Here is a 14,778-nt window from a genome sequence, read left to right as displayed (position 1 = left end):
TCCAGATACGGCCAGTAGGGGCCGCGGTGGTCGAGCAGGGCGGCGGTGACGCGCTCCGGCAGCGCCAGCGCGTGCAGGGCGCTGGCCAGCGGCTCACCGAGCAAACCATCCATCTGCGACAGCAGGCCACACAGGTAGAGTTCGCGCTTGAGGGCTTCGCTTTCACCCGCCTCCAGCAATTCGGCCATGCACTGTGCGCGCAAGACCATCATGGCCCGGATGGGCTGCAGGTTGAGATCGGTGCTGGCGTGTGGCAGTTGCTCCAGCAGCCAGGCTTTGAGGCGGCTCAAGCCCAGCACCATCAGGCCGTGGTGCAGGGAGGTGATGTCGCGGTTCAACCCCAACCCGGCAGAGTTCATGTAGCGCAGGAACCGGTAGGCCAGCATCGGGTCCTGCCCCAGCAGCTGCGCCATCTCGTCCATGCCGGCGTCGGCGTGGATGGCCCGGATCAACTGGCGAATCACCGGCTGGCCTGGCTGGATGCGGCTGGCGCCATAGTTGTGCAACACGTCTTCTGCGGGCCAGCCGAGCAGGGCGGCCGCGTTTTGTTCGTCCAGGCCATGTTGCGCCAGCGCCCGGCTGGCCAGCCCTTCGTAGATTTGGCCGGCACGCACCGGACTGACGAGGCCCGGGGTGGGGCGGCCACCGTCCTGACGGTGTCGGCAGACGCGCAGGCACAGCAGGGCTTCTTCGGTGCTCAGGCTCAGCAGGGTCTGGATAAAACAGGCGGCATAAGCTGGCCGGGGGTGCGCGCCTGGTTCGCCGCGCCAGAGCAGCGCCAGGCCACGCTGCCGGGCCTGGTGCACACGTGGCGTGATGACCGGGTTTTGCAGCAGGGTGTCCGTGACGGCAAGGCGGGCCAGTGCCGGGGGAGTCTGGTCCAGCAGTCCGGCCGGCAGGGTGCTGGAGTTGGTCGACAGTATCAGCGGGACCGCGTGGGTGTCCCAGAGTGCCGCCAGCGTTTTGAGCAGGTACGCGACGTCCGGGGTGTCGTCGCCGTGAGGCTCAAGAACAAGTTGGACGCCGGCCACCTCGCGCGCCGCGTTCCATAGCAGTTGGTAGCCCAGCGTCACATCATGCAGGGCACCGCCAGCCATGGGTCAGGTCAACCGAGGAAGTTGAACAGCGAGAGCTTCTGCACCTGGGCGTAGGTTTGCAGCGCTGCCTGATAACCGGTCTGCTGGTTGTTGAAGTCCGAGATGCCCTTGATCATGTCCAGGTCCTCGGCCCGGGACCGGTCGGCTTCCAGCTGGATGCTGCGTTTTTCCTGGTTGCTGGTGATGCGGTCGGCCCGGCCGAGCAAGTCACCAGCCTGGCCGCGCACCGCGGAGACCTGTTCCCTGCCGAGGTCGATGTTGTGCAATGCCTGGCTGACGGCCTGGGCGGCAGCGTTGTTGTTGACAGCGCCGCCGATGTCGCGAATGGCATCGTCCAGCACGCTGAAAATGCTGGGGTTTGGGCTGACCGTGACGGTGTCTCCCACGGCGGGTGTGCCTTTGATGGTGAGTTCAAGACCCGCCATGCCGACCACCGCGATGCTGGCTTGTTGGGTGGAGGGATAGCCCGGCGCGGTCTGGCTGGTGGTGGTGCCAGGCGGTGTGGCGGTCAGGTCGTAGGTCACCACGGTGGTGCCCGGGGTGGTGGTGGTGTCAACACCGGTAATGGCGATCTGGTAGCTGGCCCCGGTGACCAGCGCTGTGTTGCTGACGGTCACGTTGTTGGTGCCCAGGGTGCGGCTGGTGGGGACGGTGCTGACGGCGACGTTGTACACCCCGTCGCGGGCCGGCTGGTGCATGAAGGCACTGTCGCCGTCGAGGGTGAACGGAATGGTGACGTCACTGCTGGAGGCTTGGCCTGGCAGACCATTGAAGATGTAGTCCGGTTCACCCGCCTGCGGTCCGACAAACGGCGCCAGGGCGCTGCCCAAGGCGTTGAACAGCGGCAAGCCGTTGGTGTCCTTCTGGTTGGCCGATTTGAAAATCTGGTCGCGCAGACCTTGCAGCTCCACGGCGATGGAACGACGTTCGGCACTGCTGTGGACCCCATTGCCGGCATTGACGACCAGCTCACGAAAGCGTTGCATGGCATCGGTCACGTCACCCAGCGCACTTTCTGCCGCGGCGATGGCGTTGCGCTGGGACTCCAGCGCGCGCTGGTCGGTGGCAATGCGATTGAGGCGGTTCAGCGCCCGTTCCGCGTTGGCGGCGCTGGTCGGGTCGTCGCTGGCGCGTACCACCCGTTTGCCGGAGGTCAGGTTTTCCTGCAAGTTGGCCAAGGCGGACTGGCGTGCCGAAATCTGACGGACAGCACTGTCGTAGGTGTTGGCGGTTCCGATGCGGACAGAAGAGGTCATGGTCTGGGCTCCCGTGTGGCGGTCCCTAACGGGTCATGGTTTGAATCAGTGTGTCAAAGATGCTCTGGGCAATCTGGATCATCTTGGCCGAGGCCTGGTAGGCCTGCTGGTATTGGATCAGCTTGGACGCTTCCTCATCGAGATTGACCCCGGACATGCCGGTGCGGTCGGTTTCCAGATTGGCGGCGATGGCCGTGGAGACTTCGGCGGCATAGTTGGCACTCTGGGCACGGATGCCAATTTGAGAGATCAGGCTGGCATAACCGTCACTCAGCGCTGCACCGTCAAACATGGCAGAGTCACGCAGCCCCATCATGGCGTTGGCATTGCCGGCGTTGAGGTTGCGGTACGCGGCGGGTTGCGGCATGACGGTGAATGTGTCGCCGTTCTTGGGAATGCCTTGCAGCGTCAGCGACCACTGACTCAATGGGGTAGTGGCGGGGACCGTTCCCTCGATGACCTGGCCCGAGGTGTAAGTGAACACGCCGGCCACATCACTGCGGGTATAGCTGTTGGCGCCGGTGAAGGTCAGCGTGACAGGGGCGGCTGCTACTGGGTTGCTGCGTGCCACCAGACTGGCCAGCTGCAGGCTGCCGGTGTTGGTGCTGCCCATCTTTCCGGCCACCGGGCTGGCCACGGCCAGGGCGCGCGGGGTAGAGAATTCGGCGCGGATGTTGCTGGCCGAGGTGCTGAAAGGCTTGATCAGGAAACGGTCACCGGCAGCGGCTACCCCCGCGCTGATGGTAATGGTCAGACCGTCGATCGTGATGGGCACGGCGGCAAACGTCGTGACCACCCCGTCTGATTGGCGGGTGATGCTGCCGGTGGCAGCGCCGGTGAAGTTGATTTCATAGTCCGAGGCGGCAAATCTGGTGACATCGGCCACACTCAAACTCAGATTGGCCGTGCCGGTGTTGAGTACGGCGGGGGCGGACGGTGCCCGGATGTTGGACGATCCAAAGGTGGTGGGGGTGAACAGGTTGCCGCCGACGTTGCCGTCCAGGTCGAGCCCGAGTTTGTGCTGGTCGTTCACGCTGGTGCTGATGGCCAAGGTGAGCCGGCCCAGCAGATTGCGGCCTTCGGCCAGGTCAGAGTTCTGGAACCGCATCAGGCCGGCGACCTCGCCGCCCCCAAGTGTGGCTTCTTCCAGCACGATGTCCTGTCCGTTGCGGGTCAAGGCGAGTTTGCTTTTCAGCGGGTCATTGAAGACGTCGGCGACGATCTTGAGCGATGACGCCGAGGACCCCAGTACCAACGCCTGGCTACCGCCAATAAAGATCCCTACGGAACCATCGTCGGCCGGGATGGAGGTGGTCTGGATGAAGCGGTTCAGGTCCCGGACCAACTGGTCGCGTTGGTCCAGCAGGTCATTGGGCGACTGGCCGTTGCCCTTGGCACGGGCGATTTTTTCGTTGACCGCCGCAATGTTTTTCGCCAGGCTGTTGATGGCGTTGACTTTCTGGTCAAGCTCCTGTTGCACGCCGCGTTGCAGGTCATCCAAGCTGGTTGAGGTGCTGCGCATGCGTGCTGCCGCTTCACTGACACGGGTCAGTGCCACGGTGCGGGCGGTCAGGTCGGTGGGGGTACTGGCGACATCCGAAAATGCATTGAGCATGTCGTTGATGGCCGCGCCCATGCCACTGTTGCCACCCGGAAACAGGGCTTCGAGTTGTTTGAGCTTGTCCGCCCGTGCGGTGTCTCCGGCGCTGATGGAACCCGCCAAGGCGGCCTGGCGGGTCAGGAAGGCGCTGTAGCTGCGCTCCACGGTCAGGACGTCCACCCCTTTGCCGATGTAGCCACCACCAGTGAATTGGCCATCTGCCGTTTGCAGCACAGCGGTCTGGCGCGAGTAGCCAGGTGTGTTGACATTGGCGATGTTATGGCCCGTGGTTTGCAGGACGGCCTGATTGGCCATCAAGGCACGGGCGCCGACGTTCAGAATGCCGCTCATATATTCAGGGCCACAACCTGCGTGCGTTGTTGCAGACGCTGGGTGGTTTCAATGGCGCGGCTCAGCTTGGCCGCATAGTTGGGATCGGTGGCGTAGCCGGCTTTTTGCAAGCTGGAGGCAAAAGCCATGGCTGAGCCGGTCTGTTGTGTCACTTTGGCGTAACGGGGTGATTCGGTGATCAGGCGGGCGTAGTCGCGGAATGACTCGTCGTAGGAGTTGTAAGCCCGGAATTTCGCCACCCGTTTTTCGGCCACGCCATTGACGTATTCGGTGGTGGTGACCTCGGCGACCTTGCCCTTCCAGTCGGCACCGGCCTTGATGCCAAACAGGTTGTAGGACGGTTGACCACCCTTCATTTTGATTTCACTGCGGCCCCAGCCGGTTTCGTGACCGGCTTGCCCGATCATGTAACTGGCCGGAATGCCGCTTTCCTTCTCGATGCGTTGCGCAGCCTGGGTGTGCCGTTCAACAAAACCGCCCTGGCTCGGTGTTGGTGGGGTGGCGTTGGCGCCGTAGGCAGCCAGCGAGGCGGCTTTTTGCAGGCCACTGATCGGTGGTGTGCTGGCGCGTGTTGTTGTTGAGGGGTCAGAGACACCCATCTGACGCGACAGTTGTGCCGCAATCAGGTCGGACAGTCCACCGGGGCGGCCTGACATCTGCACTGCCAATTGCTGGTCCAGCAGATCGGTACCCAGGTCGCTGCCGGGGTTGTCGAGCATGCCTGACTTCATGGTGGCCTCACGCATGCTTTTGATCAGTTCGCGCATGAACAGCGACTCAAACTGCTTGGCCGTTTCCCGGATGGCCGCCTGGCTGTCCTGGCCGGCCTGCAGCTTGAGCTTGCCCAGTGAACTGGCATCGGCCGCCAGTGCATTGGAAATGCTGCTGGATTGACTGAGGCTCATCAGATCACCTCCAGTTCGGCATTGAGGGCTCCGGCCGCTTTGATGGCCTGCAAAATCGCCAACAGGTCCTGTGGTGTGGCGCCGAGCGAGTTGAGGGCGCGCACCACATCAGCGAGCTGGGGCGCGGCAGGCAGCTGGATCAGCATGCCCGGCTCCTGCTTGATCTGGATGTCGGATTTCTGGGTGACGGCAGTCTGGCCAGCGGCCAGGGCGTTGGGTTGGCTGACGTTGGCCGTGGTGCTGATGCTGATCGACAAATTGCCGTGAGCAATGGCGCAGGCACCCAGGCTCACGGCCTGGTTCATGACAATCGAGCCGGTGCGCGAATTGATGACCACCTTGGCGGATGGTATGGATGTTTCGAGCGGCAGTTCTTCGAGTTCAGCCATGAAAGTCACCCGTGCATCGGTGTCGCCAGGTGCGTTGACCCGGATGGTGCGGCCATCCAGCGCCTGGGCGGATCCGGCGCCAAACCGGGTGTTGATGGCCTGGGCGACGCGCCGGGCGGTCTGGAAATCGGAGGCTTCCAGGCCGAGCGTGACGCTGTTGCCTTCTTGCAGCGGGGTGGGTACGGCGCGCTCGACCTGGGCACCGCTGGGGATACGGCCCGCACTCAGGTGATTGACCTGAACCTTGCTGCCGCCAGCCGAGGCTCCGGCGCCAGCGACCACCAGATTGCCCTGCGCAATGGCGTAAATTTCGCCGTCAGCGCCTTTGAGCGGGGTGGAAATCAGTGTGCCACCCTTGAGCGATTTGGAGTTGCCGACCGAGGAGACGTTGACGTCAATCATTTGACCAGGGCGGGCAAACGCCGGCAGTTGGGCCGTGACCAGCACAGCTGCCACGTTTTTCAGCTGTAATTGGGAGGCGGACCCAGGGGGCAGGGTGATGCCGAGCTGTTGCAGGTAATTGCTGATGCCTTGGGAGGTGTAGGGCATCTGGGTGGTCTGGTCACCTGTGCCATCCAGGCCAACCACCAGGCCAAAACCGGTGAGCTGATTGCTGCGCACGCCTTCAACGGCGGCGACTTCCTTGATGCGTGCCGCCTGGGCGTTGCCTGACAGCGCCAGGCACATCAGCGTCAGCAACCCGATCACCAACCACACACCGTAGTGGTGCGGCTGGATGGCTTTGACAGATGGTTTGGCGTTGGCGTGCATGATTGGTTTACCCCTCGGCACGATTCTGCGCAACTTTAGAACGGTAGAAAGCTGAAAAAGAACCGTGTTAACCAGCCAACTGTCTGGGCTTCAGCCTGGGCACCCCTGCCCTTGGATTCCATGCGGGCATTGGCGACCTGGGTGGAGTTGATCAGGTTGCCAGGCTGGATCAGGCGCGGGTCCACCGTGCCCGAAAAACGCATGACATCGACATTCTGGTTGACACCAATCTGCTTGTCACCAGCTACCACCAGATGGCCGTTGGGCAGCACATCCACCACCGTGGCGGTGATGGTGCCGTAGAAAGTGTTGGCGCTTTCGGTGCCGCCTTTGCCGGAAAAATCATTGGCAGAGGCTGTGCCGGTTTTCAGGTTGCCCAGGTCCATCGGCGACAGGAACGGAAAGGCACTGACGCTGGTTGAGCCCGATGTGGTGCGGTTTGCCGTGGATTTGGATACCTGACTGGCGGTGACCTTTTCGACAATCTGGATGGTGATGTTGTCACCCACCATGCGCGCGCGGGCATCTTCAAAGGCTGGGCGGTAGGAGGTTTTCTGGAACAGGCTGCCGGTGGCGGGGCCGGTAGTGGCTGCGGGCGCCACGGAGGCGATTGGCTTGGCTGGGGTCGGCTCTGGAAAATCAACGCTGACATTCTGGGGCAGTGAATTGCAAGCCGCAAGGCAGGCCACGGTGGTCAAGGTGGCACTCAAACGGACCCAGCTAGATATTGGCGCCGATGACCGCGACAAAAGGGCTTTCATGATGGTCCCCAGAAATCAAAGTTGTCCGAGCTTTTGCAGCATCTGATCGGAGGTTTGAATGGCCTTGGAGTTCATTTCGTAGGCACGTTGGGTCTGGATCATGGTGACGAGTTCCTGCACCACGTTGACGTTGGACGTTTCCACAAAACCCTGCATCAGTGCACCCATGCCGTCGGCACCGGGGGTGCCCGCCTGGGGTTGCCCGGAGGCGGCACTTTCGGCATACAGATTGCCGCCCAACGGTGTCAGCCCAGCCGGGTTGACGAAGCGTGCCAGGGCAATGGTGCCAATGCTCTGCGGGGTGGCTGACCCGGGGACGGTGGCGGTTACCGTGCCATCACCAGCGATGGCGACCGCGGTGGCGTTGGCCGGGACGGTGACACCATTGGCAATGGGCAGGCCGGTGGCGGTGACCAGGGTCCCTGCCGAGTTGACCTGAAAAGCGCCGTCGCGGGTGTAGCTGGTGGTGCCGTCGGGCATGGTGACCTGAAAGAAGCCGTCGCCCTGAATCGCCACATCGAGCTTGTTGCTGGTTTGCTGCAGGCTTCCTTGCGCAAAGGAACGGCTGGTGGCCACGGTGCGCACACCCAGACCCACCTGCAGGCCGGTGGGCAGGGTGGACTGTTCGGTGCTGTTGGCACCCACTTGACGCAGATTCTGGTACATCAGGTCTTCAAAAACGGCTGTGGCGCGTTTGAAGCCGTTGGTGGACACGTTGGCCAGGTTGTTGGAAATGACGTCCAGCTGCATTTGCTGGGCTTCCATGCCGGTTTTGGAAATCCACAGGGAGTTGATCATGATGTTGTCCTCAAAAATTTAGCCTTGCATGCTGAGTAGCTGGGCGGCAGCACGGTCATCGGCCTCGGCGGTTTGCATCAGGCGGGTCTGTGCCTCGAACTGGCGGGCGGTCTGAATCATGCCGACCATGGTTTCAATGGCATTGACGTTGGAGCCTTCAATCACGCCCAGCTGCAATCTGGCGTTGGTGTCGTTGGGAATAGGCTCGCCGGAAGTGGTTCTGAACAGGCCGTCGTCCCCCCGTTTTAGTGGGTCCTCAGTGGTCGGTGTGGCCAGCTTGAGACGACCAAGGCCAGTGGAGGGCTGGTTGCCCACTTTGGCAGAAACTGTGCCGTCGCTGCCCAATGTGACTTCGGCGCCAGCAGGAACGGTGATGGGCGCACCACCATCGCTCAGGACCGTCAATCCATTGTTGGTTTTGAGGGTGCCGTCGGATGCCACTTCAAACGAACCATTGCGGGTGTAGGCCTCGGTGCCATCGAGTCCCTGGACGCCAAACCATGAGTTGCCGGTGGTCATGGCATCCATGGCACGCCCCGTGCGTTGGGGTGAGCCCGGGATGTCCAGAAAACCTGGTGTGGCCTCCAGCGCCATCACGCGGGTGGGAGAGCCGTCGCCGCGGACCGGCACCGCCCGGTAAGTGGACAGCTCGGCCCGGAAACCGTTGGTGGACACATTGGCCAGGTTGTTGGACAGCACCGCTTGCCGGTGGGATGCGGCATTGGCTCCGGTCATGGCGGTGTAAATCAGGCGGTCCATGGCAGCTCCTGGTCAGAAATACTTCAGTGCGGACGTGTTAGCGCAGGTTCACCAGTGTGGACATCACCTGGTCTTGTGTCTTGATGGTTTGCGCATTGGCTTGGTAAGCGCGCTGTGCTGTCATCATGTTGACGAGTTCCGAGGTCAGGTCGACATTGGAATCTTCGAGTGCGCCGGCACGCAGGGCACCGAGTTTGCCTGACCCTGGTGCGCCTTGAACGGGCAGTCCAGAGTCAAAAGTGGCGGCCCAGGCATTGCCGCCCAGCGGCGTCAACCCCTGCACATTGCGAAATTCAGCCAGGGAAATTTGACCGCCATACTGAGTCTGCCCGTTGGAGTAGCGGGTGGTGATCACGCCGTTCTCGCCGATGCTCAGACTGGTCAATTCACCTGAGGCATAACCGTTTTGAGTCAGGTTGGAGACGGCGAAGTCATTGCCAAACTGCGTGACTTTGCTGATATCCAGTGTGGCCGTGATATCAGGGGTGACGGCAGAAGGGGTCGCAATGGTCAGTGTCGGGGGGACGGCCGGCGAGGTCAATTTGCCGTTTTTGTCGAATTGCAACTGAAACAGGGGAGCGCCACCTGTGGCCACGTCGTACACGTCCCAGTTGTCAGTGGTGGTGGAGGCTACCCGCTGAAAATACAGGTTGACGGGAATGGCGGCGCCTTGTGTGTCATAGACCGACAGGGCCGTACCGTAGGTTGTCCGTGGGGTGGGCGGGACTGCCGTGGCAGCGACGGGCGCCCTGGCATCCAGATTGAACTCCGCCGTGATGCTGGTCGTGGCACTGGCGGCGATGGGCGCATTGGTGGGGAGTTGCAGTTTCTGGATGGTTGCGCTGGTGGCTTTGCCGGCCTTGTCGGTGGGGAAACCCATCAAGTTGGCGCCACTGTTGGTCTTGATATAACCGTCTTTGTCCAGTTTGAACGAGCCATCACGTGTGTAGGCCAAGGTGCCATCAGGCTGAGTGAGCTGGAAAAATCCGCCCCCCTTGATGGCAACATCCATGCTGTTGCCCGTGGTGGAGATATTGCCTTGGGTGAACTGTTGGGCAATGGCGTCCACGGCCACACCAATCCCCGCGCCAGCGCTGCCACTGGCGCCCATGGCCGAAGCCACCAGGTTGCCAAATTCTGCGCGCGACGATTTCATGCCTGTGGTGTTGGCGTTGGCAATGTTGTTGCCGATCACATCCAGGCTACGGCTGGAAGCATTGAGGCCAGAGAGTCCGGTTTGGAATGACATGATGGTTCCTTGGTTTGGTTGATGGTTGATTTGTACGTGGAAGCGGGGCCGTGAGGGATGAAACTAGAGAATGGCCTTGATGTTGCTGTAAGCGGTGGTACCACGGCCCAGGAGCTGGATGTTCATCGCGCCGTTTTCAAGTCCCACCGAGACCACTTTGTCGCGCGCCAAGGCCTTGGCGTCAACGGCCTTGCCACCTTGGGTGGCGGTGATCCGGAAGGTTGGGTTGCCGGTGTCTTTGTAACTTGAGGCATCCCAATCAAAATAGTGGCGGCCTGCGGCAAGCGCACCGGCGTTGATGGTGTCCAGCACCTGGCCACCGGGTGACAGAATTTCAACCTTCACGTTATCAGCCCTGTCGGTCAGGTCAATCGCGCCGACGGCTTTCCCATCAATGGGGGTCAGGGTGTTGCTGTCGATCATCACGTTGTGGCCCACCATGCTGCTGCCTTGCAGCATCTGCAGCGCATTGAATTGCTCAGCCATGCTCTTGAGCGTGGCATTGACCTGCTCAATACCGGTGACCGTACTCATTTGCGCCATCTGACTGGTCATTTGAGCGTTGTCCAAGGGGTTCATGGGATCCTGGTTATTGAGCTGGGCCACCAGCAGTTTCAGAAAGCGGTCCTGTTGTGCCTCCATGCTGGAGGCAGCACTGCTGCCTTTGGATGTTGAGCTGTTGGCGGCCGTTGCAGAGCTTGTTCCTGTGAGCATGATGGTGTCCTGGGGTTATTGGCCCATCTGCAGCGTCTTGAGCAGCAGGGATTTGGCCGTATTCATGACTTCTACGTTGTTCTGGTAAGAGCGCGATGCAGAAATCATGTTGACCATCTCTTCGACCGGGTTGACGTTGGAGTAGTTCACATACCCATCCGCATCCGCTGACGGATGGTTTGGATTGTGAATCCGCTTGAACGGTTCATTACTTTCCGTGATGCCGTTGATCTTGACGCCGGCAGCGGCGTCGTTTCCCATGGGGACGGTCTGAAAGACCACTTGGCGGCTTTTGTATGCCTGTCCATCTGGGCCTGCTACAGCATCGGCATTGGCCAGATTACTGGCAACCACATTGAGCCGCTGGGATTGCGCGCTGACGGCACTCCCAGAGACGTTGAAGATTGAAAACATGGACATGTTGGTTCTCCGTGGCGTTTGGCTGCTTATTGACCCTGAATGGCGCTCAGAATAGTTTTTGACTGTCCGTTGATAAAACGCAGTGTGGATTCGTAACGAACCGAGTTGTCCACAAAGCTGGCGCGTTCCCGATCCAGATCAACACTATTGCCATCCACACTGGGTTGGCTCTGCACCGCATAAGCCATGGTTCCCGCTCCGCCATTCGAGGTTTTGCCGGCGGTGGTCAGCGGGAGATGTCCCGCATGTGTGGTGTTGCCGCGCAAACTCAGCCCAGCGCCTGCCTGGGTCAGTTCACTGTTGCTGGTTTGTGTCATTTGGGTCAACGCTTCCTTGAAGTTGATGTCCCTGGCCACATAACCGGGCGTGTCGGCATTGGCGATGTTGCTGGCGAGAACGCGCTGTCGTTCCGCACGCAGCACCAAGGCATTGGAGTGGAAATCCAGGCCGCTGGTCAAATTGGCGAACATGCAACACCTCAACTTTCTGTCATCTGGATCCGTGGTTCGCAAGACCGTTGGATCGCTTGCTGGGTGATTATGAAAAGACATGGCAATTCCTAAACCGCAAATAGAAGGGAAAACACCGTTCACTTGCAACCCTTCCTTCGCGCAGTCTTGCATAAAGTCGCTGTCAATGTGAGAGGTACTGTCATGGCGATTCAATTTATCCGGTGGGCTTGCCGCACTGTCGTCGTTTTGGCGTTCGGTGGTGCTTGTTGGGGGGCGGGTGCGCAACCCGTGGGTGACGCGGCGGATATGCAGGCCATTTACGCCAATGCCCAGCGCTGGCTCGACCAAACGGTGTCGAATGGCGTCGGTAATTTGCCTCTACGCATGGAAATTGTGGTTGGCGAGCTTGATCGGCGACTGAAATTGGCAACGTGTGACCATGTGGAGCCCTATCTTCCGCCAGGTACGCAACTGTGGGGAAAGACCCGGCTTGGACTGCGATGCCTTCAGGGGGCAACGCGGTGGAATGTGTTTTTACCGATCACCGTCAAGGCTTTTGGGCCGGCATGGGTTATCAAGGGGCAGGTGTCTGCCGGTGCCACGCTCTCTGAAACCGATGCCATGGCGGTGGAGGTCGATTGGGCTGAAAGCCGTAGCCCGATTGTTGCCAATCAAGTTGACTGGGTTGGGCAGACCGCAACCCGTACCTTGTCCGCTGGGCAGCCGTTGCGCCAGGATATGTTGAAGGCGACGCAGGTTTTCCAGGCGGGCGCTCAGGTGCGGGTGCTGGCTCGCGGGGCCGGTTTTGAGATCGCAACCCATGCCCAGTCCGTGACGGCTGGGGTGGTGGGGCAGAGTGCCCGGGTCCGGATGGACAGTGGGCGGGTGATCAGCGGGACGGTGGTTGATCAGCGAACGGTGAGGTTGGATTTATGAATTTCCCGGGAAATCTGAAAATAAGGGTAAAGTCCGGCCTGTTTTTGCCGAAAGTGATCCTACGAGGCTACATAAAGCGTAGTTTTGGAGAACACCATGAAAATCAGCCAACCCTCCGACAATCCTGTTGCTATCAGCAGCAATGCCGCGTCTTTGGCCGCCAAATCCGGGCCAGTGATCGGTACGCCTGCGAAAACAGGCCCAGCGAAAAATACGCAGCCTGCGGGGGTAGCGGTCACGGTGTCAGCGGCGGCGCGCTCACTCGAAGCGGCCAGCACAGGCGAGACAGCAGATGTCGACATGAGCAAAGTCAATGCCATGCGAACGGCTATTTCGCAGGGGTCTTACGTGGTCAATCCCAAGGTGATTGCCGACAAATTGCTGGCCAATGCTCAGGAGATGCTTCAGCGCAACCGGGCCTGAGTACCGGTTGGCAACCTCATGCCTTGGAAAATGAGGTGTGATGATGAGTGCAGACATCATTCATGGGCGTTTGGCACGGGTCGAACTACAGCTTGACCACATCAAGCAGGCCTTGTCGGCTCAACGGTCAGAAGAGTTAGTGGCGGCCTGTTCGGCATTGCAGGCGACGATGCTTGAACTGTCGACACTGCAGTTGGCATTGGATGCCGAATTCCGATCAGACCGGGATCTTCAATTGCGCTTCACCCGGGTGGCTGCTGCTCTTGCTTCACGGCGGGAAAGTCTGATCCGCCATGCCGCCATGGCCGAGCATGCCTTGCGTGCGCTGGTTCCTGCCTGCCAAACCACTACCTATGCTAGGGCTGTGGGGCCAGGTGCTCGGCTCACCTATGGTAGTGTGGGGCGTCAGAGTGGGGAATTCCAAACGGTTCTTGCTTGAACCGTTGTTGATCTTCAGTGGGCGCGCATCTTGGCCCGCAGGCGGGCGATGGACTGGCTGTGCAACTGGCATACCCGTGATTCGGTGACATCCAGGACGGCAGCGATTTCCTTCAGATTCATGTCCTGCTCGTAATACATGCTCATGATGTGTTGCTCGCGTTCTGGCAGGTTCTTGATGGCGTTGACCAGTGCTTCACGCAGGCGCAGGTCGCGCAGCATGTTCAGGGGATCGGCTTCAGCATCCCCCATGTGGCGGTCCAGAAAACTGTCCTCGTCCTCGAGACTGTGATTCATGTCTTCAAGGTAGACCAGTTGGGTTCCCCTGACTTTGCCTAGCAGGCTCTGGTAGTCACTCAGACTCATCCCCAGATCGGCGGCAATTTCGCTTTCCAACGGGCTTCGACCCAGGCGATGTTCCAGGCGGCGCAGGGACTCCTCGATTTCTTTTTGGCTCTTGCGGGTACCACGTGATACCCAGTCGTTTTCCCGAAGTTCGTCCAGCATGGCCCCGCGGATACGCTGGGTGGCAAAGGTTTCAAACTGCACACCCTGGGTTGACTCGAAACGTGCCAGTGCTTCCGACAGCCCAATCAGCCCCACTTGGATCAGGTCGTCAACCTGGACATTGGCTGGTAATTTGGCCATCATGTGGTGAGCCAGTTTTCGCACCAGCGGCTGGTATTGGCGAATCAGGGCATTGCGATCCAATTGTCCCTTGGCGGTATACATCAGTGAGCCCTTTCAGTCGGGTAACGTTCCAGTTGTACAGCGTTTTCAAGCAATTGCAAAGCCAGACGGTCAACATCTTCCCATGACTGATCTGTCCTGGCGGATGCTGTGATGGTCAGGGGTTGTGCGCTGTAGCCCAGAAAAGTGGTCGCACAGTTCAGCAGGCTTTGGGCGGGCAACGAGCTTGGCATGGCGGCTGAAACAGTTGGTTCGAGCACGATGTTAGCAACTGTTGGATGCAACTGACCATCGAGCAACAATTGTTTGAGTGCCTGATACGCCGTCAGTGCAGAAGACCGCAGTGGGGGGACAACCAGCAGTGGGGTGAGTCCGCTGCCTTTGAGCAACTGGGCCATGATGCTGGCATTGGCATAAACCAGTACCACGGCAAAGTGTTTGAACAATTCGCTGACTTTGCTGCCAAGGAGATTCCCGGTAGACAAACGGACGAATCCGGCGGCGGCAGGGATGACAGACCATGACGCCGGACTTTCTTCTTCCATGAACCGTCCCAAGGGATGGTCCAGAAGCTGGGTCAACCCGGGGTTCTGGGCAGTTTCTTGTGTATGTCCATCCAGAACGGCCACTGACAACCCCATATCCGCCCATCGGGTGCACAGCCCCCAGAGCAGCGGCAGTTCGCCTTGCTGATCACCGTGACTGGTCACGGCGATCAGCCTTGGTGCAAGCTGGGTTGCCAGGCTTTGTAGCCCAGCCGCCTGATTGA

17 protein-coding genes are annotated in these 14,778 nt (G+C 60.3%); 3 read left to right on the top strand and 14 right to left on the bottom strand.

The genetic code is table 11. The features are described from left to right. The 12 genes from PHW99_RS11015 to flgB all read right to left on the bottom strand — a co-directional run. The coding region (locus tag PHW99_RS11015; RefSeq protein ID WP_300177017.1) for an HDOD domain-containing protein at nt 1-1,097 on the bottom strand (1,097 nt) is incomplete at its 3' end. 8 nt (nt 1,098-1,105) lie between these two features. Beyond that, on the bottom strand, nt 1,106-2,353 hold the full coding sequence (gene flgL / locus PHW99_RS11010) for a flagellar hook-associated protein FlgL (protein WP_300177014.1): 1,248 nt from the start codon (nt 2,351-2,353) through the stop codon (nt 1,106-1,108). A gap of 25 nt (nt 2,354-2,378) precedes the next feature. Beyond that, nucleotides 2,379-4,304, bottom strand: coding sequence for a flagellar hook-associated protein FlgK (gene flgK / locus PHW99_RS11005; RefSeq protein ID WP_300177011.1), 1,926 nt, complete (start codon nt 4,302-4,304; stop codon nt 2,379-2,381). Then, complete coding sequence (flgJ, locus tag PHW99_RS11000; protein WP_300177008.1) at nt 4,301-5,209, bottom strand: flagellar assembly peptidoglycan hydrolase FlgJ; 909 nt, start codon at nt 5,207-5,209, stop codon at nt 4,301-4,303. Before flgJ ends, flgK begins: the two co-directional genes overlap by 4 nt. Next, complete coding sequence (locus PHW99_RS10995) at nt 5,209-6,285, bottom strand: flagellar basal body P-ring protein FlgI (RefSeq protein WP_300177025.1); 1,077 nt, start codon at nt 6,283-6,285, stop codon at nt 5,209-5,211. Before PHW99_RS10995 ends, flgJ begins: the two co-directional genes overlap by 1 nt. A gap of 119 nt (nt 6,286-6,404) precedes the next feature. Next, nucleotides 6,405-7,130 (bottom strand): flagellar basal body L-ring protein FlgH, encoded by a 726-nt coding sequence (locus PHW99_RS10990; RefSeq protein WP_300177005.1) that lies wholly within the window; start codon nt 7,128-7,130, stop codon nt 6,405-6,407. A 15-nt stretch (nt 7,131-7,145) separates the two neighbouring features. After that, nucleotides 7,146-7,928: a flagellar basal-body rod protein FlgG gene (gene flgG, locus PHW99_RS10985; RefSeq protein ID WP_300177003.1), complete on the bottom strand. Its 783-nt coding sequence runs from the start codon at nt 7,926-7,928 to the stop codon at nt 7,146-7,148. 18 nt (nt 7,929-7,946) lie between these two features. After that, nucleotides 7,947-8,687, bottom strand: coding sequence for a flagellar basal body rod protein FlgF (locus tag PHW99_RS10980; RefSeq protein ID WP_300177001.1), 741 nt, complete (start codon nt 8,685-8,687; stop codon nt 7,947-7,949). A 37-nt stretch (nt 8,688-8,724) separates the two neighbouring features. Then, nucleotides 8,725-9,936: a flagellar hook protein FlgE gene (gene flgE, locus PHW99_RS10975; RefSeq protein ID WP_300176998.1), complete on the bottom strand. Its 1,212-nt coding sequence runs from the start codon at nt 9,934-9,936 to the stop codon at nt 8,725-8,727. Nucleotides 9,937-9,999: 63 nt separating this feature from the next. Next, nucleotides 10,000-10,650: a flagellar hook capping FlgD N-terminal domain-containing protein gene (locus tag PHW99_RS10970; protein ID WP_300176995.1), complete on the bottom strand. Its 651-nt coding sequence runs from the start codon at nt 10,648-10,650 to the stop codon at nt 10,000-10,002. A 15-nt stretch (nt 10,651-10,665) separates the two neighbouring features. After that, nucleotides 10,666-11,070, bottom strand: a complete 405-nt coding sequence (gene flgC / locus PHW99_RS10965; protein ID WP_300176992.1) for a flagellar basal body rod protein FlgC — start codon at nt 11,068-11,070, stop codon at nt 10,666-10,668. A gap of 26 nt (nt 11,071-11,096) precedes the next feature. Then, nucleotides 11,097-11,540 carry a flagellar basal body rod protein FlgB gene (gene flgB / locus PHW99_RS10960; RefSeq protein WP_300177020.1) on the bottom strand — a complete coding sequence of 148 codons (444 nt, stop codon included), beginning with the start codon at nt 11,538-11,540 and terminating at the stop codon, nt 11,097-11,099. Nucleotides 11,541-11,723: 183 nt separating this feature from the next. On the opposite strand from flgB, the gene flgA reads away from it, so the two are divergent. From flgA to PHW99_RS10945, 3 genes are all read left to right on the top strand, one after another. Next, nucleotides 11,724-12,458 carry a flagellar basal body P-ring formation chaperone FlgA gene (gene flgA, locus PHW99_RS10955; protein ID WP_300176989.1) on the top strand — a complete coding sequence of 245 codons (735 nt, stop codon included), beginning with the start codon at nt 11,724-11,726 and terminating at the stop codon, nt 12,456-12,458. Between the two features lie 96 nt (nt 12,459-12,554). Next, on the top strand, nt 12,555-12,881 hold the full coding sequence (flgM, locus tag PHW99_RS10950) for a flagellar biosynthesis anti-sigma factor FlgM (RefSeq protein ID WP_300176987.1): 327 nt from the start codon (nt 12,555-12,557) through the stop codon (nt 12,879-12,881). A 40-nt stretch (nt 12,882-12,921) separates the two neighbouring features. Next, nucleotides 12,922-13,320 (top strand): hypothetical protein, encoded by a 399-nt coding sequence (locus PHW99_RS10945; RefSeq protein WP_300176985.1) that lies wholly within the window; start codon nt 12,922-12,924, stop codon nt 13,318-13,320. Between the two features lie 14 nt (nt 13,321-13,334). Here the strand turns inward: PHW99_RS10945 and PHW99_RS10940 are convergent, their stop codons facing one another. Further along, complete coding sequence (locus PHW99_RS10940; protein WP_300176983.1) at nt 13,335-14,051, bottom strand: RNA polymerase sigma factor FliA; 717 nt, start codon at nt 14,049-14,051, stop codon at nt 13,335-13,337. Then, nucleotides 14,051-14,590 carry a hypothetical protein gene (locus PHW99_RS10935; protein WP_300176980.1) on the bottom strand — a complete coding sequence of 180 codons (540 nt, stop codon included), beginning with the start codon at nt 14,588-14,590 and terminating at the stop codon, nt 14,051-14,053. Before PHW99_RS10935 ends, PHW99_RS10940 begins: the two co-directional genes overlap by 1 nt. Between the last annotated feature and the right edge of the window lie 188 nt (nt 14,591-14,778).

The organism is Rhodoferax sp., assembly GCF_028689305.1.
Classification (GTDB): domain Bacteria; phylum Pseudomonadota; class Gammaproteobacteria; order Burkholderiales; family Burkholderiaceae_C; genus Rhodoferax.
The sequence above is the reverse complement of the archived record's forward strand: the minus strand, read 5'-3'. Positions and strand labels throughout refer to the sequence as shown.